This is a genomic window from Bradyrhizobium sp. AZCC 1721, assembly GCF_036924715.1.
GTDB lineage: Bacteria > Pseudomonadota > Alphaproteobacteria > Rhizobiales > Xanthobacteraceae > Bradyrhizobium.
This window is the reverse complement of record NZ_JAZHSB010000001.1, coordinates 5,324,138-5,341,766: the sequence shown is the minus strand read 5'-3', so window position 1 is coordinate 5,341,766 and position 17,629 is coordinate 5,324,138. Positions and strand designations below refer to the sequence as shown.

15 protein-coding genes and 1 pseudogene are annotated in these 17,629 nt (G+C 62.9%); 12 read left to right on the top strand and 4 right to left on the bottom strand.

Annotated features, from left to right (window positions below):
- Positions 1-6 precede the first annotated feature (6 nt).
- From V1273_RS25770 to V1273_RS25760, 3 genes are all read right to left on the bottom strand, one after another.
- Positions 7-984, bottom strand: a complete 978-nt coding sequence (locus tag V1273_RS25770; protein ID WP_334411328.1) for an NADPH:quinone oxidoreductase family protein — start codon at positions 982-984, stop codon at positions 7-9.
- Positions 985-1,068: 84 nt separating this feature from the next.
- Positions 1,069-2,142, bottom strand: a complete 1,074-nt coding sequence (locus V1273_RS25765) for an LLM class flavin-dependent oxidoreductase (protein ID WP_334411327.1) — start codon at positions 2,140-2,142, stop codon at positions 1,069-1,071.
- A gap of 80 nt (positions 2,143-2,222) precedes the next feature.
- Positions 2,223-2,981 carry a FadR/GntR family transcriptional regulator gene (locus V1273_RS25760; RefSeq protein ID WP_334411326.1) on the bottom strand — a complete coding sequence of 253 codons (759 nt, stop codon included), beginning with the start codon at positions 2,979-2,981 and terminating at the stop codon, positions 2,223-2,225.
- Positions 2,982-3,136: 155 nt separating this feature from the next.
- Here V1273_RS25760 and V1273_RS25755 point away from each other — a divergent pair, with 155 nt between their 5' ends.
- The 7 genes from V1273_RS25755 (at position 3,137) to uraD (ending at position 9,492) form a co-directional block, all read left to right on the top strand.
- Complete coding sequence (locus tag V1273_RS25755; RefSeq protein WP_334411325.1) at positions 3,137-4,501, top strand: ABC transporter substrate-binding protein; 1,365 nt, start codon at positions 3,137-3,139, stop codon at positions 4,499-4,501.
- Complete coding sequence (locus V1273_RS25750; protein WP_334411323.1) at positions 4,498-5,397, top strand: carbohydrate ABC transporter permease; 900 nt, start codon at positions 4,498-4,500, stop codon at positions 5,395-5,397. Before V1273_RS25755 ends, V1273_RS25750 begins: the two co-directional genes overlap by 4 nt.
- An 8-nt stretch (positions 5,398-5,405) precedes the next feature.
- Entirely contained in the window at positions 5,406-6,233 is an 828-nt protein-coding gene (locus V1273_RS25745; RefSeq protein ID WP_334411322.1) for a carbohydrate ABC transporter permease, read from the top strand.
- Between the two features lie 5 nt (positions 6,234-6,238).
- The gene (locus tag V1273_RS25740) at positions 6,239-7,030 is read left to right on the top strand and encodes a shikimate dehydrogenase family protein (RefSeq protein ID WP_334411321.1); all 792 of its coding nucleotides are present in this window, start codon (positions 6,239-6,241) and stop codon (positions 7,028-7,030) included.
- Positions 7,031-7,245: 215 nt separating this feature from the next.
- On the top strand, positions 7,246-7,659 hold the full coding sequence (locus tag V1273_RS25735; RefSeq protein ID WP_057851712.1) for a DUF3830 family protein: 414 nt from the start codon (positions 7,246-7,248) through the stop codon (positions 7,657-7,659).
- 2 nt (positions 7,660-7,661) lie between these two features.
- Positions 7,662-8,600, top strand: a complete 939-nt coding sequence (puuE, locus tag V1273_RS25730; protein ID WP_334411320.1) for an allantoinase PuuE — start codon at positions 7,662-7,664, stop codon at positions 8,598-8,600.
- Between the two features lie 10 nt (positions 8,601-8,610).
- Positions 8,611-9,492, top strand: a complete 882-nt coding sequence (gene uraD / locus V1273_RS25725; protein WP_334411319.1) for a 2-oxo-4-hydroxy-4-carboxy-5-ureidoimidazoline decarboxylase — start codon at positions 8,611-8,613, stop codon at positions 9,490-9,492.
- Positions 9,493-9,515: 23 nt separating this feature from the next.
- Here the strand turns inward: uraD and V1273_RS25720 are convergent, their stop codons facing one another.
- A complete protein-coding gene (locus tag V1273_RS25720) occupies positions 9,516-10,910 on the bottom strand; it encodes a nucleobase:cation symporter-2 family protein (protein ID WP_334411318.1) in 1,395 nt (464 codons plus the stop codon).
- Between the two features lie 185 nt (positions 10,911-11,095).
- Here V1273_RS25720 and pucL point away from each other — a divergent pair, with 185 nt between their 5' ends.
- The 5 genes and pseudogenes from pucL (at position 11,096) to V1273_RS25695 (ending at position 17,458) form a co-directional block, all read left to right on the top strand.
- Positions 11,096-11,938, top strand: coding sequence for a factor-independent urate hydroxylase (gene pucL / locus V1273_RS25715; protein ID WP_334364043.1), 843 nt, complete (start codon positions 11,096-11,098; stop codon positions 11,936-11,938).
- 56 nt (positions 11,939-11,994) lie between these two features.
- A complete protein-coding gene (locus tag V1273_RS25710; protein WP_334411317.1) occupies positions 11,995-13,275 on the top strand; it encodes an allantoate amidohydrolase in 1,281 nt (426 codons plus the stop codon).
- Positions 13,276-13,447: 172 nt separating this feature from the next.
- Positions 13,448-14,843: pseudogene (locus V1273_RS25705) on the top strand (hypothetical protein).
- A 249-nt stretch (positions 14,844-15,092) separates the two neighbouring features.
- The gene (locus V1273_RS25700) at positions 15,093-15,803 is read left to right on the top strand and encodes a cysteine hydrolase family protein (RefSeq protein ID WP_334411316.1); all 711 of its coding nucleotides are present in this window, start codon (positions 15,093-15,095) and stop codon (positions 15,801-15,803) included.
- On the top strand, positions 15,800-17,458 hold the full coding sequence (locus V1273_RS25695; RefSeq protein ID WP_334411315.1) for a regulator: 1,659 nt from the start codon (positions 15,800-15,802) through the stop codon (positions 17,456-17,458). The genes V1273_RS25700 and V1273_RS25695 overlap by 4 nt, the downstream gene beginning before the upstream one ends.
- Positions 17,459-17,629 lie beyond the last annotated feature (171 nt).

Genomic DNA, 17,629 nt, shown 5'->3' with positions numbered 1-17,629 from the left:
GTCGCTTCAGTCGAACTTGACGATCATCTTGCCGAGCGCCGATCGCGACTGCATGGTCTTGAACGCCTCGCGGAAATTCTCGAACGGCACGATCTTGCCGACCACGGGCTGCAATTTTCCCGATGCCAGCCAGTCGAACAACTGCGCCATCAGGCGGGCGTGAGTTTCCGGCTCGCGCTTCTGGATCTGGGCGAGGTCGACGCCGAGCAGCGCGCCGCCCTTGAGCAGCGGCAGGTTGAACGCCAGCGCTGGAATGGTGCCGGAGGCGAATCCGACGACGAGGTGCCGCCCGCGCCAGGCGATCGAGCGGAACGCCTGCAGCGATACTTCGCCGCCTACGGGATCGAAAATGACATCCGGGCCATGCCCGCCGGTCAGTCCCTTCAGCGTCTCCCGCCAATCCGCCAGGGTGTAGTCGATGGTCTGATCGGCGCCGTGACGAACCGCGAAGTCGCGCTTTTCCGGCGTTGAGGCCGCGGCGATCACCCGCGCGCCCATCAGTCTGCCGATCTGGACGGCCGCGATGCCGACGCCGCCGGCGGCACCCAGCACCAGCAATATCTCGCCTTCGCGCAGCGCCGCGCGGGCATCCAGCGCGTAGAGCCCGGTCAGATAGTTGGCTTGAAACGACGCGCCAGCCTCGAACGGAACTTGTGGCGGCAGGTGCTGGAGCGCCGCAGACGGCACCGAGATATATTCGGCGAGCGCGCCGGAACGGGCCATGCCGATCACCGGCATACCCGGCTTGAACGCGCCGATATTGTCGGCGACGGCATCGACCGTTCCGGCAAACTCCGTTCCCGGCACGAACGGCAGCGGGTCCTTGGTCTGATAAAGGCCCTGCACCTTCAAGCCATCGACGAAGCCGACTGCCGCGGCGCCGATCCTGACGCGGACTTCGCCCGCGGCGAGGCCGGGCGTATCGATCTCCTTGATCGAAATACCGTCGATCGAATTGTAGTTCTCGACAACGACCGCCTTCATGCAAATTCTTTCATACGTTTTCTCTTCATGTCCCAGGACCTTGCGCCGGTGTCTTGAGGTGCCTGTGGATACTCGAGGTGAACTCTATTCGGCTGCTTCGGCCTGCCGGTCGATCGCCAGCGCCCCTTGCTTGATGAGTGGAATCAAGTCGCGGCCGATCGCCATCGTGTCGTGCGGATTCTCGAAACCGCGCAGCAGGAAGGACTGAATGCCGAGCCGGTAATATTCCAGCATTGCTGCCGCGATCTGCTCGGGCGTTCCAACCAGGCATGACGTATTGCCGGGCGCGCCGGTGGCGCGTGCGATCCCCATCCATAGCCGCTCGTCATGGACGTCGCCACGCGCGGCGTAGCCGAGCAGGCGTTCGGCGGAATGATTGGTCGGCTGCGGCGCGGCACCGGTCTTGCGCTCGACATCCTCCAGCAGCGCGTTCGCCTTGTCCCACGCCGCGCCTTCGCTGTCCGCCATGATCGGCCGCAGCGACATGTTGAAGCCGATGCTGCGCCCAAAGGCGCCTGCTCGGCGGCGGAAATCCTGCACCCGTTCCCGCGTTTCCTTCAGCGGCTCGCCGAAAATCGCGAACACGTCGCAATGTTTGGCGCCCATCTCCAGCGCGCCCCCCGACGAGCCGCCGAAAAACAGCGGAGGGAAGGGCTGCTGGTAGGGCTTGATATCGGAGAAACCGCCCTCGACGCGGTAGAACTCGCCCCTGTGATCGATCGGGCTGTCGCTGGTCCAGAGTTTTTGCATCACCTCCAGATATTCGCCGGCGCGGCGATAGCGGTCATTCTTGGGCAGGAAGTCGCCTTCGCTCGCCTGATCCGCATCGCTGGTGCCGGCGATGATATGCAGCGCCATCCGGCCCTGCGTGAGCTGGTCGAAGGTTGCGACCTGCCGCGCGGCCAGTGCGGGGGCCACCGAGCCCGGCCGGTGTGCGATCAGGAACTTGATCCGCTCGGTGTGATCGGCCGCATAGAGCGCAATCGCAAATCCTTCGGCGGCGGAGGCGTAATAACCAACAAGAACGGAATCATAGTTCCACTGCTCATGCAGCCGGGTGAAGTCGATCACCCACTGCCGCGATATCTGTCCCTTGATCAGATGAACCGCGACGCCCTCCGGCTGGGTGCCGATCATTCCGATAATTCTTGCGGGCATGGACGTTTCCCCGGTCGCTGATGTTTGACCGGAATGAAACGCGCAAGGCCAAGGGAAAGCAAGCGTTTAGGGTCGTTCCGTTACGCGTCGTGTTCACGGCTGGCATCCGCTGCCGCCAGCGCTTCGCCATGCCGGCGTGACAGTGCCGAGGTAATGTTGCGCTCGGTCAGGTCCATCAGGCGATGCATCGCACGCCGCGCGCCGTCGGGATTGCGCGCCCAGATCTCGTCGAGGATGACGCGGTGATAGGGCAGGCTCTTGCGCGGCGCGCCAGGGTTCAGCGTCGAGAGATCGAACGACATCCGCAGCGCCGCCTCGACGGTGGCGCCGAAGGCGACCAGAAAGTCGTTGCCGGTCGCCGTCAGGATGCCGCGGTGGAAGCGCAGATCAGGCTCGGAATAGGCGCGGCTGTCCATCCCGGCGGCGTCCATCTCCCGGTAAGCCCGTTCGATCCGGGCGAGGTCGGCGTCCGAGCCGCGCTCGGCGCAGATCGCGCAAGCCTCAGGTTCGACGATCCGGCGCACCTGAGTGAGTTGGCGGGCGAACTCTTCCGTCGGACGCAGCGCCCATGTCCATTCCAGAAGCTCTGCATCCAGCATGTTCCAGTTGATCCGCTCGCGGACATGGGTGCCGGCCTTCTGCCGCGCTGCAATCAAGCCCTTTGCCTTGAGGATGGACAGCGATTCCCGGATCGAGGTGCGGCTGACGCTGAATTGCGACGCGAGCTCGATCTCGCGCGGCAGCGTGCTTCCCTCCTGCCACGCGCCGGAGACGATGAGCTTGGCGATTTCCCGCGCGACGTGGGTGTTGGACTGACGGAGTTCGACGTCCCTGGGCAAATCGTGGACCCTCAAGCCTTGAAATAATATTGTCTGCTTTATTGCGATGCGATGTCAATTCATGTCGTAAAAATAGTGTATGTGAGAGAAGCCTCCTTTTGACAGAAAATTTTATGTCGGTCATATTATCCCAAAAGACTGTCAGGGAGGGTGCCATGACCAAGAAGAATTCGAGCCATAAATCCGCGGGCTTCAACCGCCGAGCGCTGCTTCAGGCCGGCGCCGCCACCCTCGGCGCGGCCGCATTTCCGCTGCCGGCCATTGCACAAACAAAACCGTTTGCCGGCGTCACGCTGCGCGGCGCGTCCTTTCAGCACCGCTTTTTCACGCTGCTGCAGAACTACATCCCGGAGTTCGAGGCGCAGACCGGCATGAAGGTTGATCTGCAACTCTCGGCGTTTCCAGTCTACAACCAGCAGGCCAATCTCGAATTGTCATCGGGCGGCTCGGCGTTCGATTTCGTCAACGTCACCTTCATCCTGGCCGCGCGCTGGGTGGCGGCCGGCTTGCTCGCCAATCTCGACGAATTCACCATTGATCCAAATCTGACGCCGGCGGAATGGAATCCGAAGGATTTCGTCGAGGGCGCGCAGGTGCCGTACCGCGACGCCAAGGGCGCCACCTACGGCTATTCCTGGGAAGGCGGGGCCATGGTGATGGGCCTGTCGCGCATGGACCTGATGGAGAAAAAGGGCCTCAAGGTTCCGAAGACCTTTGCCGAATTGCAGCAGGTCTGCGCCGAGATCAACGGCACCGAGAACGTCAACGGCATCGTCAGCTTCCAGCTCCATCACTGGTGCCTGCCGCCCTATATCCAAGGTTTTGGCGGCAACATCTTCCGCAAGCCGCCTGCCGACATCATGCCGACGCTGAACTCGCCGGAGGCGATCAAGGCCATTGAATATTACGCGAACCTTCTGAAGAACTATGCGCCGAAGGGCGTACTCACCTATACCGAGGATCAGGCGCGGCAATCCCACATGACCGGCCGCTCCAACATCTTCATTCATTCCAGCGCCTGGATTACGCCGATCCTGCTCTCGAACGACAGCAAGGTGAAAGACACCTCCCGCGTCGTCAGGATGCCCGCCGGGCCTGTGCACGACTACCCGGCCGCCAACAGCCAGGGCCTCGGCATTCCCAAGAACGCCAAGAACAAGAAAGCGGCGTGGGAATTCATCAAATGGGCGCTCAGCCCCGAAATCTCGATGCGGCTGGTCAAGGAGCACGGCCATTCCTCGGTCTGCCGCAGATCCGTGATCGAGAGCGAGGAGTACCGCAAGCTGAACACGGTCAACGGCCAGGACCTTGGCGCGCTCTATCTCGAAGTGCTGGGGCTGCCGGCCAAAGGCGAGAACTACATGGCCTATCGCACGGTGAAGGAGTTCCCGATCGTTGGCGATGTCCTCAACAAGGCGTTCGAGCAGGTGGCTACCGGGCAGCTCGCAGCCCAGGCTGCGATGAACGCAGCGCAGGAGCAGGCGGTCGCCAATCTCCGCCGCGCAGGGACCGCGCTTTGAGCGGAGAAGGACTGGTCGACGCCGAGCGCCGCCGCTTCAACGCCATCGCGCTGGCGCCGAGCCTGATCGTGTTGTTCGTGATCGCAGGCTTGCCTGCGATCTATCTTGTCGTGACCAGCCTGACGCCGTTCCAACTGGTCAATCCGGGATCGTCGACCGATTTCTCTTCGCCCTTGCGGAACTATCTCCTGCTCCCCGGCGATCCGCGCTTCGTCAATTCGCTATGGGTGCAGGCCAAGCTGTCGTTCTGGGGCGTGCTGTTGCAGGTCCTGCTCGGCATGCTGTTGGCGCTATTGCTGCACACGCAGTCGCGCGTCGTGGAATTCGCCCGCACCCTGTTCCTGATTCCGATGGTGCTGCCGCCGATCGTCGTGGCGATCATCTGGAAGCTGATTTACACGCCCGACATCAGCCCGCTTTATTACGCCGCAGGCCTGCTTAACGTGACCATGCCGTCGCTGACTTCGAGCGTCGATTTCGCGCTGACCGCTATCATCATCGCCGACACCTGGGAATGGATGCCCTTCACCTTCCTGATGGTATTGGCCGCGCTGCAGACCATTCCGGAGGAATTTTCCGAAGCCGCGCTGGTCGACGGCGCCAACCGGCTGCAGATATTCTTCTACATCACGCTGCCCTTCATCACGCCGATCCTGGTCATCTCGGGCATGTTTCGCCTGATCGACAGCGTCAAGGCATTTCCGCTGGTGTTCCTCTTGACCGGCGGCGGGCCGGGCAGCGTCACCGAGGTGACCAACTATTATGCCTATCTGCTCGCATTCGACTTCAACGAAATCGGCTATTCCAGTTCGGTCACGATCGTGATGCTGCTGCTCGTCGTCGCGGTCAGCCTCGGTGTGGTGTGGATGGGCCGCCGCCGCGAGGCCATGGCATGAGTGGGGGCATGAGTGGCCCGGTCCGCCGTTCGGCCAGCCCGCGCCGGCTCGTTGCGATCGGCGTGACGCTCATCATGCTGCTGTCGCCGTTCCTCTGGCTCCTGCAGATGAGCTTCAAGTCCAACGACCTGATCCTGCAGTTTCCGCCGCCCTTGATCTTCACGCCGACGCTGCAAAATTATGCGTCGCTCTGGCAAGGCGCGTTCGCGGCCTCCTTTGTCAACAGCCTGATGAGCGCGTCATTCTCCACGGCGCTGGCGCTCGTTCTCGGGGTGCCCGCGGCCTACGCGTTGTCGCGATGGGCGGGGCGGGGAAAGCACGCGCTGAGCTTCGCCATCCTGGTAACGCGGATGGCGCCGCCGATCGCATTCACGATTCCGTTCTTTCTGTTCTATCGCTGGATCGGGCTGCTCGACACCGTCACCGGTCTGGTGCTGGTCTACACCAGTTTCAACCTGCCGCTGGTGATCTGGATGATGCAGCCGTTTTTTGAAACCGTACCGTCGTCGCTGGAAGAGGCGGCGCTGGTCGACGGCGCGTCGACCCGGGTCGTCTTCCTCCAGATCGTGCTGCCGATGGTCGCGCCCGGCATCGCCGCCACCGCGATCCTGTGCTTCCTCTACGCCTGGAACGACTTCTTCTTTGCGCTGATCCTGACGCGGACCAACGCGCGCACCGCGCCGGTCGCCGTGGTCAACTTCATGAACTACGAGGGATGGGAGTGGGGCAAGATCGCCGCGGGCGGCTCGCTGGTGATGGCGCCGGTCCTGATTTTCTCGCTCGCCGTGCGCCGCTATCTGGTCAGCGGGCTGACGGCGGGCGCCGTGAAAGGATGAGAGCGATGCGGCTTCCGACCGGTGTTTCACGATTTGTATTCATCTTTGCCCACCCGGCCGGCCATGTCGGCGCGCCCCGCCACTACACGCCTTACTTCCAGGGCAATGGGCTGGACTGGCACATGGTGCCGCTCGACATCGCGCCGGAACATCTCTCCGAGGCGATCCGCACGCTCGTGAAATCGCCGAGCGTCGCCGGCTTCAATCTCACGATGCCGCACAAGCCGGCTGCGTTCGAGCTGTGCGATGCGGTCGGGCCGGCCGCAGAGTTCGAAGGCGTCGTCAACACGATCCGGATCGAGGCTGGTGGTCGGCTGGTCGGCGAATCCTTCGATGGCGGCGGTTTCCTGAATGCGGCGCGCGAGGAGGGGATATTCGATCCCGACCGCCGCTGCGTCGTGATCGGGGCGGGGGGAGCCGGCCGCGCGATCTGTCACGCGCTGGCTGCCGCAGGCGTGAGGCGGCTGCAAATCCTGAACGAAGCGCCAGGGCCGGTCGAAATCCTCGCCCAAAAACTCCGCAGCCGCTTCCCCGATCTTGAGATCCGCCTAGACGAAAGATTCGATGACGCTGGCCTCTTGGTCAACGCCACCTCGCTTGGGCTTCGCGGGACGGACGCCCTGCCGATGAATCCCGCGAGGCTGCCGGATGATTGCGCCGTATTCGATATCATTGCCGCCCGCCGGACCGAGTTCATGCAAGCCTGCGCCGCGCGCGGCCTGAAGGTGGTCGATGGCGTCGCGATGATCAAACACCAATTGCCCCTGCAGACCGCATTCTGGCGCGGCGAAGCGTGAATAAGGCCGAGTGGAAACCGAGTTCCCAATCAATCCGGGAGCATTCAGTGAATTGCTGCGCTCACAATTAAGGTAGGCGCAAGGGTAGGCGCAGGGTGGACCCAAGGCGCTCGCTGAAACCTCCCGCAAGGCGGAATCGGCCTTGCGTCCGCTTGTTCGGGCTGTAATGGATACGGCTGAACCACGTCCTCACCTATATCCAGAAGAAGAGATCGATGAGCCAACTGATTGTCCGTGCCGGCGAATTTACTTTCCAGGCACGCTTCGAGGAGCAACTGGCGCCGAAGACGGTCGCCGCCTTTCGCAAGGCGATGCCGTTCGAGAGCCAGGCGATCCACGTCCGCTGGAGCGGCGAGGGTGTCTGGATGCCGCTTGGCGATCTCGATTTCGGCGTCTCCTACGAGAACCACACCAGCTATCCCGCGCCCGGCCAGATCATTCTTTATCCCGGCGGCATCAGCGAGACCGAAATCCTGCTGGCCTATGGCGGCGTGCACTTTGCGAGCAAGATGGGCCAGCTCGCCGGCAACCACTTCATCACCCTGACTTCGGGGTTGGAGAACCTGACCGCGTTCGGCAAGGCCGTGCTGTGGAAGGGCGCGCAGAAGATCCGCTTCGAGGAAGTCTGATCATGGCGGCGCCGACCTATCCGCGCGACTTTCGCGGCTACGGGCGCAACCCGCCCGATCCGAAGTGGCCCGGCAACGCGCGGGTTGCGGTGCAGTTCGTGGTCAATTTCGAGGAAGGCGGCGAGAACAACGTTCTCGACGGCGATCGCGCTTCCGAGGCTTTTTTGTCCGACGTGCTGGGTGCGCAGCCCTGGCCCGGACAGCGCCACGCCAACATCGAATCGATGTTCGAGTATGGCTCGCGCGCCGGCTTCTGGCGGCTGTGGCGGGCTTTCACCGAGCGCAATTTGCCGGTCACCGTGTTCGGCGTTGCGAAGGCGTTGCAGCGAAATCCCGACGTGGTTGCTGCCATGAAGGAGGCCGGCTGGGACATCGCCAGCCACAGCCTGCGATGGATCGAGCACAAGGACATGTCGGAGAACGAGGAGCGCACCGAGATCGCAGCCGCAATCCGCGTCCACACCGAGGCGACCGGCGCCCGCCCGCTCGGCTGGTACACCGGGCGCTCCTCGATCAACACCTTGAGGCTGCTGATGGAGGCCGGCGGCCTGCTTTATCTCAGCGACTCCTATGCCGACGACCTGCCGTACTGGATCAAGTCGCGCGGCTCAAAGCCGCATCTGGTCATCCCCTATACGCTCGACGCCAACGACATGCGCTTTGTCAACGCGCAGGGGTTTGGCGGCGGCGATGAATTCTTCACCTACCTCAAGGACGGTTTTGACGTTCTTTATGCGGAAGGTGAGCGCGCGCCGAAGATGATGTCGGTCGGCCTGCATTGCCGGGTCGTCGGCCGCCCCGGCCGCGCGGCGGCGCTGATGCGGTTTCTCGACTACATCGGAAGCCACGAGCGCGTCTGGGTGCCGACGCGGCTGCAGATCGCGCAGCACTGGCACGCCAATCTGTCGCATCTTGCCGACGATGCTTTCGATATCGGATAGGCTGACATCGATGTTGAAGCTTTCCGATCTAAATCATTGCAGCAAGGATGATTTCGTCGCCGCGCTCGCCAATATTTTCGAGCATTCACCGTGGGTGGCCGAAGCGGCGGCCGTGCGGCGGCCGTTCGCAGGCATCGGCGCGCTGTTTGCGGCAATGACGGCTGCGGTCGACCGCGCGGCGGACGAAGCGCTGATGACGTTGATCCGGGCGCATCCCGATCTCGCCAACAAAACCCAGCGCGCCACTGGCCTCACCGCGGAATCTTCCGCCGAACAGGACAGCGTCGGCCTCGATCGGCTGTCGGATGCCGAATATGAAGCCTTCGAGCGCGCCAACAGCGCCTACCGCGCCAAATTCGGCTTTCCCTACATCGTTTGCGTCCGCCGCCATACCCGCGATTCCATTCTTCGCGATTTCAAGCGCCGTCTGCCGAACGACGCGAAAGCCGAGATGCGGACGTCAATTGCTGAAATTTGCCGGATTGCGGCGCTGCGCCTCGACCAGCTTGTGGCTTCCGGGGATCGGCTGCCGGTGCATGGCCGCCTGTCGACCCATGTGCTGGATACGCACTGCGGCAGGCCCGCGGCGGGGATATCGATCGAGCTCACCGAACTGTCCGATTTAGGGCAGAGCCGCGTCGTGACGCGCGCCGTGACCAACAGCGACGGCCGCACCGATCAGCCATTAATCGGCGGCCGGCCAGTGCCGCTCGGCCGCTATGAACTCATGTTCCGCGTCGGTGACTATTTTGCCGGCCGCAATGTGCCGACCTCCGATCCGCCGTTTCTCGATCGAATTCCCTTGCACTTCTCGGTGAGCGATCCCGAAGGCCATCTCCACGTGCCGCTGCTCGTGACGCCGTGGAGCTATGCGACCTACCGCGGGAGCTAGTGCCCACCCTACAGTTTACCTCACTAATGCGTCGCCGTTGCCGCCGCCGCTGCGGCATCCGCTTCCGCTGCGGACTTGCCGCCGACGCCGTTGAAGAATGCATTCAGCGTCACCGCGACCAGCGCGCTGAGCAGGATGCCGGACTCCAGCAGTGGGTGCAGGTCGTGCGGCAGGTTCTTGAAGAAATTCGGCGAGACCAGCGGGATCATGCCGAACCCGACCGAGATAGCCACCACGAACAGATTATGGCGGTTGTTCTTGAAATCGACCGCGGTAAGGATGCGCGCGCCGGTGGCCGCCACCATGCCGAACATCACGAGCCCGGCGCCGCCGAGCACCACCAGCGGCACCGCCTCGACCAGCGCCGCCATCTTTGGCACCAGCCCCAGCAGCAGCAGAATGCCGCCGCCGGCGATGGTCACCCAGCGCGAGCGCACCCCAGTGACGCCGACCAGCCCGACGTTCTGCGAGAACGACGTGTAGGGAAAGGTGTTGAACAGTCCACCCAGGAACGTGCCGACGCCATCGGCACGTAGCCCGCGGGTCAGCGCATCGCGGTCGACAGTCTTGCCGGTGATTTCGGCAAGTGCGAGGAACATGCCGAGCGATTCGATCATCACCACAATCATCACGATGCACATGGTGATGATTGGGACGAGCTGAAATTTCGGCAGCCCGAAATGCAGCGGCAGCACGATCGCAGCCCATGGCGCCGCGGCAACTTTTTCGAAATGCATGACGCCGAGCAGGGCGCCGAGGATCGCGCCAGCGACGATGCCGAGCAGCACTGCGACATTGGCGACGAAACCGGAGCCCCATTTGATCAGGCCGAGGATGACGAGCAGCACGAACAATGCAATGCCGAGGCCTTGTAACTGGCCGTAGCCGGGATTGGGGAACGCGCCCGGCACGCCATCGACGATCTTGGTCAAGGTCGGCAGGCCGCCACCGGCCCAGTTGATGCCGACCCGCATCAGCGAAATGCCGATCACCAGGATGATGGTCCCGGTGACGACGGGGGGAAACAGCGGCAACAGCCGGCTGATGAACGGCGCAGCAAGTGTGGCGAAAATTCCGGCTGCGATCACCGAGCCATAAATGCCGAGCAACCCGATGTCGGGCGCGGCGGCCATCGCCAGCATCGGGCTGACGGAAGCAAAGGTGACGCCCATCATGACCGGCAGTCGGATACCGACGCCGGGAAAGCCGATGCATTGCACCAGGGTGGCGATCCCGCAGGCGAACAGATCCGCGCTGATCAGGAAGGCAACGTCTTCCGGCGGCAGCTTCAGTGCTCGGCCGATGATCAGCGGCACGGCAACCGCGCCGGCATACATCACCAGCACGTGCTGCAGGCCGAGCGCCAGCAGGCGCGGCGTCGGCAGAACTTGGTCGACTGGATGGACTTCGCTGCTCATGTTCGGACTCCCCCTGATGCGGGCCGCTCGGCCCGTCTTAACCGATACAAGGCTCGTGCCAGAAGCTGTTCCCTAAAGCCTTGTCCCTAAAGCCTTGCTCTGTGGCACGAAGGTTGCTCAATATCCGAGCTTACCGGGCGATCGAAATCGCCGCAAATTCTCCACCTGAACGGGAGGCCCTTTGCATGCCGTTGATCAAGAACCGATACGGAAAGGGCCGCGTCCGGGTCATGCGTATTCATCGGGACGGTGATCGCCATGAGGTCAGCCAGCTCAGCATCAAGGCAATGATGGAAGGCGACTTTGCCCGTGCCTATACCCATGCCGACAATTCCACATCGGTGGCGACCGACACCATCAAGAACATCGTCAATGTCGTTGCACGCGAGAATGCTGGCCTTTGCACCGAGGAATTCTGCCAGGTGCTGGCGAAGCGATATCTCGACACCTATCCGCAGATTGCCTCGGTTGCCATCACCGCGCATGAGACCAAATGGCGCCGCCTGAGTTTTGGCGGCAAGCCGCATCCCCACAGCTTTGTGCTCGACAATAACGGCAGGCCGTTTGTCGAGGTCGCGGCCGCGCGGGGCGGGCCGTCGACACTGGAATCCGGCATCGACGGGTTCTCCTTCATGAAGTCGACGCAGTCCGGCTGGGAGAACTATCCGCGGGATCGCTACACCACGTTGCCGGAGACCGCCGACCGGATGTGCGCGACCAGCATGGTCGCGTCCTGGAAATGGTCGGGCAAGCCGTCGAACTATCCGGCGGCGAATGCGAAGATTACGGATACCGTGCTCGAAGTGTTCAGCACGACCTACAGCATGAGCGTTCAGGACAGCCTGTACCGGATGGGCGAGGCGGCGCTGGCGGCGGTGCCCGAGATCTCGGAAATCAGCATGGCCTGCCCCAACATGCACTTCATCCCGATGAACCTGTCGGCTTTCGGGTTGGATAACAATAACGACGTTTTCCTGCCGACCGACGAGCCCCATGGCCAGATTGAGTGCACAGTGGGAAGGGGGTAAAAGGCACCCCCACAATGTCGGAAGGCTCCGCTCGCGGCGCGCTTCACTGGAACAGCATGAACGAGACACAGACGGCCAGTGGCGGGACGGCAGGATCCCGGCTCGGCGATGAAATCGTAAGCCGTATCAATCAGCTCGGAATGATTTCCGAGACGCCGCAGCATCTGGCGAGGATCTTCCTCTCGCCTGAGCATCGCACGGCAGCCGATCTCATTCTGTCTTGGATGCGGGATGCCGGCATGGAAGCGCATCTCGACGCCATCGGCAATGTCTGCGGCCGTTACGAGGGCGACCGCCCGGGACTGCCCTGCCTGATGCTGGGCTCGCACTACGATACCGTGCGCGATGCCGGCAAATGGGATGGGCCGCTCGGGGTCATCACCGCGATCGCCTGCGTCGCCGATCTGAACCGGCGCGGCGTGCGGCTGCCGTTCGCGGTCGAGATCGTCGGTTTCGCCGACGAGGAGGGCGTGCGGTTTGCCTCGACGCTGCTCGGCAGCCGGGCGGTCGCGGGAACCTTCGACGCAAGCGTGCTCGACGCGCGCGACCGTGACGGCGTCTCGATGCGCGGGGCCATGGTGCAATTCGGCCTCGACCCCGGCCAGATCGGTGCGGCGGCGCGCACCCGCCGCGAGCTGCATGCCTATGTCGAGCTGCACATCGAGCAGGGGCCGGTGCTGGAACAGCAAAACATTCCTGTCGGCGTGGTGACGGCGATCGCGGGCGCCACGCGGCTCGCCGCAAATCTCTCCGGCATGGCCGGCCATGCCGGGACGGTGCCGATGGCGCTGCGGCGCGACGCGCTGGCGGGCGCTGCCGAATGCATCGTCGCGGTCGAGCAATTCTGCAAGGCCGATGGCGCCGGTCTGGTCGGCACCGTCGGCGTCATCACCGCGCTGCCAGGCGCCACCAACGTCATTCCGGGGCAGGTCTCCTTCACGCTCGACATCCGCGCGCCGGCCGATCCGCACCGCAGGCACGCCGTCGCCGAGATCGTGCAGCAGATCGAGGCAATCGCAAGGCGCCGTGAACTGTCGCTGCAGATCGACGTCACCCATGAGAACCGCACCGTGCCCTGTGCGCCCTGGCTGAAAGCGCAGGTCGCGGAAGCGGTTGCTGCCGAAGGCTATGGCGTGTTCGAACTGCCGAGCGGGGCGGGGCATGACGGCATGGCAATGATCGATATATCAGATGTCGCCATGCTGTTCGTGCGCTGCCGCGGTGGCATCAGCCATAACCCGGCCGAGCATGTCGAACTTGCCGACGCAGATGCGGGGGCGCGCGTATTGCTGCGGCTGATCGAGAATTTCCGGCCGAGGGAACCTAGGACGGATTAACGCAGCGTAATCCGCCGCTCGCCTAAGTCGCCTTACGTTCTGAGCACCGCTGCCACGTCCATTTGTGACAAGCAGGTGACATCATAATTCATCTGACAGAAAGACGAATCGACGATGTCATGAGTAACAACACGTGATAGTCGAAACCACGAGACCTCGTTGATCCAAGCCTATGCATCGTCATATTTCATTTTCATCACATCGCGAATACCGGTTTTATCAGGGTCCGTTTGCCTCCTGTGTCGCCAACGGTATTCAGGCCGTCAATTTTCTCGGTGATCGCTTCCTGAGAAGGTATCGCCCATCGGCCGGGATCGAGGAGCTGTACGCGCACTCGGTCAACAGTGCCTTTTCTCCGACGGAGGACTTTCTGGTCACAGGGGCGCCGCACGCATCCGCCTATTATCCCCGGGACTTTGCCTGGTTTTATCCAGACGTACTCGATCCCGAGACCATCCTGGATTCCGAGGATGCCGTCCGCAGGGTTCGCTTGCTGGACAAAAGCGTCCGGCTGATGTTGGAGGCCGTTCGCTCCGATGTCGTCACGACGACCATCGTTCCCGCAGGCAACGATCGTTACATCGGCGTCAATTACTTCTCGCTGCCGTCGGATACGCTGCTGGGCATTCTCGCGGGTCTGGAGCAGATTATGCGCGCGGACCAAAGGACATCTTCGTATTTGGCGATGGCGCAAGGCGCGCATGCCGGCCGCTTGTTGCTTGGCCAGTATCGGAAGGACCTGGAGAAAGCGATATTTCAACTTGCCGGCTCGTTGCAGCCGTTCGACGACAACGGCCTCACAGCTTTGCTGTGCGACGTAACGGCACCCCGTTCCGCGGCGACGGATACCCGCGCCGAGCGCCGGCGGTTCGTCACCAATGCATGCGTCTACGCGACCTTTGTGCGCGGAATACGGTTGGGGGTGATCGACCAGATCGAGCTGGAAGGGCTGCTCGGACGCACGCTTTCACTATATAAAAAGCAGTTGCTCGGGCTGTTCGGCAAGCATGGCTATATCACGCATTCCCTGGATTCCCCGAGCGAACCGGGGGCGTCTTCCGTTGCCCTGGACTTCGTCAATGTGCACCAGGGATTTTGGGATCTGAGCGGAGGTAAGCGAACGCGCGCTATTCGCAGCCACGACGGATCTGATCCTTGGCGAACCGCGGTTTCGAATCCCGGATACATCACACTTCCTGGTGTCCACGGATAACCCGCAGAACAAGGTGATCCACAAGATTGCGGCTCCGGCCTACCAGGGGCGTTCCTGCTGGCCGACGTTTAACGTCGAATTCGCCGATCGCATGCTGGAGTACGATGAATTTTCCGGCACCGACAAGTACCGGTCCTGCGCCCGCGATATATTGAGGGACATCCGTCGCGCGACCGAAACGCACGGCGGCTATCAGGAGCTTCTATCCGAAGAAGGTCAGAAATATCGCACATGGGCCTATCAGAGCGCAGTCGCTCACTCCTGGTTTCCGCGTTTTCTGACGGTCTGGAGCAGAGCATTCGGGACGCCGCTGCTGAGCTGGAATTCGCAATCTCTTGAGGTGGCCTCTGCATAGCGAGGCGATGCCCGGCGCCAGGACAGACAAGTTGTCGTTCAGCACGCGCAATTGCGGTTTGCTTAGATAGTGAGCAGATGCCCGTCCAGAATGCGTTGGACGGAAAGCGCACCGCCTCAGCATCGACAATCAACGAATTGAAACAACGATCAATTTTGTCGCTGTCGGCCGCCGGTCGCCATTGTACACAATGGCACGCGCCTTGCTTGATTTCTCCCGAGGGGTTCTCTCGTTCGGGGCGCGTACGTCATGGCGAACTCAAGTAAGCTCGCAGCGGAGCCGGAGCCGATCGAGCTCGACTGGGCAGCGACCGCGCTTCTCATCATCGACATGCAGCGCGATTTTCTCGAGCCCGGCGGCTTCGGCGAAACGCTCGGCAACGACGTCAGCCAGCTCGCGCGCGCGGTGAAGCCGATCGCCGCCGTGCTGGAAGCGGCGCGCGCGGCCGGCATGCTGGTCATTCACACCCGCGAGGGCCATCTGCCCGACCTTTCCGACGCGCCGCTGGCCAAGGTCGAGCGCGGCGCGCCGTCCTTGCGCATCGGCGATCCCGGCCCGATGGGACGCATTCTCATTCGCGGCGAACCCGGCCACGACATCATTCCCGAACTCTATCCGCTCGACAGCGAAATCGTGATCGACAAGCCGGGCAAGGGCGCCTTCTACGCCACCGAGCTCGGTGACGTCTTGCAGCGCTACGGCATCGAGAACCTTTTGGTATGCGGCGTCACCACTGAGGTCTGCGTCAACACCACGGTGCGCGAAGCCAACGACCGCGGCTATCGCTGCGTGGTGCTGGCAGATGGCTGCGCCTCCTATTTTCCCGAATTCCACGAGATGGGCCTGAAGATGATCAAGGCGCAGGGCGGCATCTTCGGCTGGGTCTCGGATTCAGCTGCGGTGCTGGACGCACTTTCACCGGAGATTCCAACAACGGCAGCAGCAGGGGGATTGCGATGAGCACGAGCGCAACGGGGACATCAGGTACATCCACTTTCAAGCCGGCGCTGTGGACGCCGGGCGACTGGAACGCGCTGTTCGGCTTCGGCACCAACATCCTCGTCAACATGCTGGTGCTGACCGGCTTGCTGCGCTTCGTGCTGAAGATGCCGGACAATATCGTGTTCGGCCGCATCCTGCCGGCGCTCGGCCTCATGATGTGCCTCTCGACGTTCTATTACGCATATCTCGCCTACAAACTGGCGCAGAAGACCGGCCGCAACGACGTCTGCGCGCTGCCGTCCGGCGTCAGCGTACCGCACATGTTCATCGTCACCTTCGTGATCATGCTGCCGATCACGCTCAAGACCGGTGACCCCGTGAAGGGCTGGTCGGCCGGCCTGGTCTGGGTGTTCTTCCAGAGTTTTATTCTGATGATCGGCGGTTTTATCGCGCCCTACATCCGGAAAATCACCCCGCGCGCGGCGCTGCTCGGCACGCTCGCCGGCGTCTCGGTCACCTTCATCTCGATGCGCCCGGCGCTGGAAATGTACATGACGCCGCAGATCGGCCTGATCTGCTTCGCCATCATCCTGGTGAGCTGGTTCGGTGGCGTGAAATATCCGAAGGGGATTCCGGCAGGCCTTGTCGCCATTGCCGCCGGCATGCTGATCGCGTGGGGCTCGAACCTGTTCGGCCTCGGGCTCGGCGGGTTGAGCCTGAAGGGCCTCAGTGATGCCTTTGCCAATTTCGGCTTCTCGGTACCGCTGCCGGCCTTCGGCCACGTCTTCTCCGGCTTCGAATTCCTCGGCATCATCCTGGTGACCGCGATCCCGTTCGGCATCTACGACCTCGTCGAAGCCATGGACAATGTCGAAAGCGCGGAAGCCGCCGGCGACGAATATCCGACCACGCGGGTGCTGACTGCCGACGGCGTCGTCAGCCTGATCGGTTGCCTGATGGGTAATCCCTTCATCAACGCTGTTTATATCGGCCATCCCGGCTGGAAAGCGATGGGCGGGCGGATCGGCTATTCGGCCGCGACCGGCGTCATGGTGGTGCTGCTGTCGTGGTTCGGCATCATCTCGGTGCTGCTGGCGCTCGTGCCTGTGGTCGCGATCTCGCCGATCCTGCTCTATATCGGCATGCTGATCGGCGCGCAGGCGTTCCAGACCACGCCGCTCAAGCACGCTCCCGCCATCGTGCTGGCGCTGACCCCCCATCTCGCGGCGTGGGCGAAACTGCAGATCGACACCATGCTCGGTGCGAGCATGGCTGCGGCGCAAGCCGTCGGCGGTCTTGCGGCCGACAAAGTCGGCGCGGTCAAATCAGCAGCCCTTGCATCGCTATCGCAGCAAGGCGTGCTCTATCACGGGCTGGAAGTGATGGGCGGCGGCTCGATCCTCGCCGGCCTCGTGCTGGGCGCAATTGGCGTGTTCGTGATCGAACGCGACTTCATGAAGGCGTCAGCCTTTGCACTCGCCGGCGCGGCCATGACGTATTTCGGTTTCATGCACGGCGAAGCCGTCGGCATCGGCGGCGGTCTCGGTGTCACGCCGGGCGTGGCGCTGGCCTATGCCGCGATGGCGGCGGGACTGTTTGCGCTGGCGAAGACGAGTCCGAGCGTGGATTACAGCGCACATCCGGAGCTACCTGCGGCAGCGCCCGCGGAGTAATCGGCCGTCGCGTTCCGCGGCAGCGCATCGCGTTCGGGATCGCGCTTCGCGCGACTCCGGCGGTGCGCTGCAGAGCCGAGGTCCACGCCGCGGCTGGGTCCCGGCTCTGCGAAGCAGCGTACCGGACGATGCTTCGCATCGCCGGGAGAACGCTGCGTCGCGTCCGGGACG

Excerpts from the sequence above, each read along its gene's own strand:
- V1273_RS25755 (WP_334411325.1), top strand. The coding sequence starts at position 3,137 with ATGACCAAGAAGAATTCGAGCCATAAATCCGCGGGCTTCAACCGCCGA.
- V1273_RS25735 (WP_057851712.1), top strand. The coding sequence starts at position 7,246 with ATGAGCCAACTGATTGTCCGTGCCGGCGAATTTACTTTCCAGGCACGC.
- V1273_RS25720 (WP_334411318.1), bottom strand. The coding sequence starts at position 10,910 with ATGAGCAGCGAAGTCCATCCAGTCGACCAAGTTCTGCCGACGCCGCGC.
- uraD (WP_334411319.1), top strand. The coding sequence starts at position 8,611 with ATGTTGAAGCTTTCCGATCTAAATCATTGCAGCAAGGATGATTTCGTC.
- puuE (WP_334411320.1), top strand. The coding sequence starts at position 7,662 with ATGGCGGCGCCGACCTATCCGCGCGACTTTCGCGGCTACGGGCGCAAC.
- V1273_RS25740 (WP_334411321.1), top strand. The coding sequence starts at position 6,239 with ATGCGGCTTCCGACCGGTGTTTCACGATTTGTATTCATCTTTGCCCAC.
- V1273_RS25745 (WP_334411322.1), top strand. The coding sequence starts at position 5,406 with ATGAGTGGCCCGGTCCGCCGTTCGGCCAGCCCGCGCCGGCTCGTTGCG.
- pucL (WP_334364043.1), top strand. The coding sequence starts at position 11,096 with ATGCCGTTGATCAAGAACCGATACGGAAAGGGCCGCGTCCGGGTCATG.
- V1273_RS25710 (WP_334411317.1), top strand. The coding sequence starts at position 11,995 with ATGAACGAGACACAGACGGCCAGTGGCGGGACGGCAGGATCCCGGCTC.
- V1273_RS25770 (WP_334411328.1), bottom strand. The coding sequence starts at position 984 with ATGAAGGCGGTCGTTGTCGAGAACTACAATTCGATCGACGGTATTTCG.
- V1273_RS25695 (WP_334411315.1), top strand. The coding sequence starts at position 15,800 with ATGAGCACGAGCGCAACGGGGACATCAGGTACATCCACTTTCAAGCCG.
- V1273_RS25765 (WP_334411327.1), bottom strand. The coding sequence starts at position 2,142 with ATGCCCGCAAGAATTATCGGAATGATCGGCACCCAGCCGGAGGGCGTC.
- V1273_RS25700 (WP_334411316.1), top strand. The coding sequence starts at position 15,093 with ATGGCGAACTCAAGTAAGCTCGCAGCGGAGCCGGAGCCGATCGAGCTC.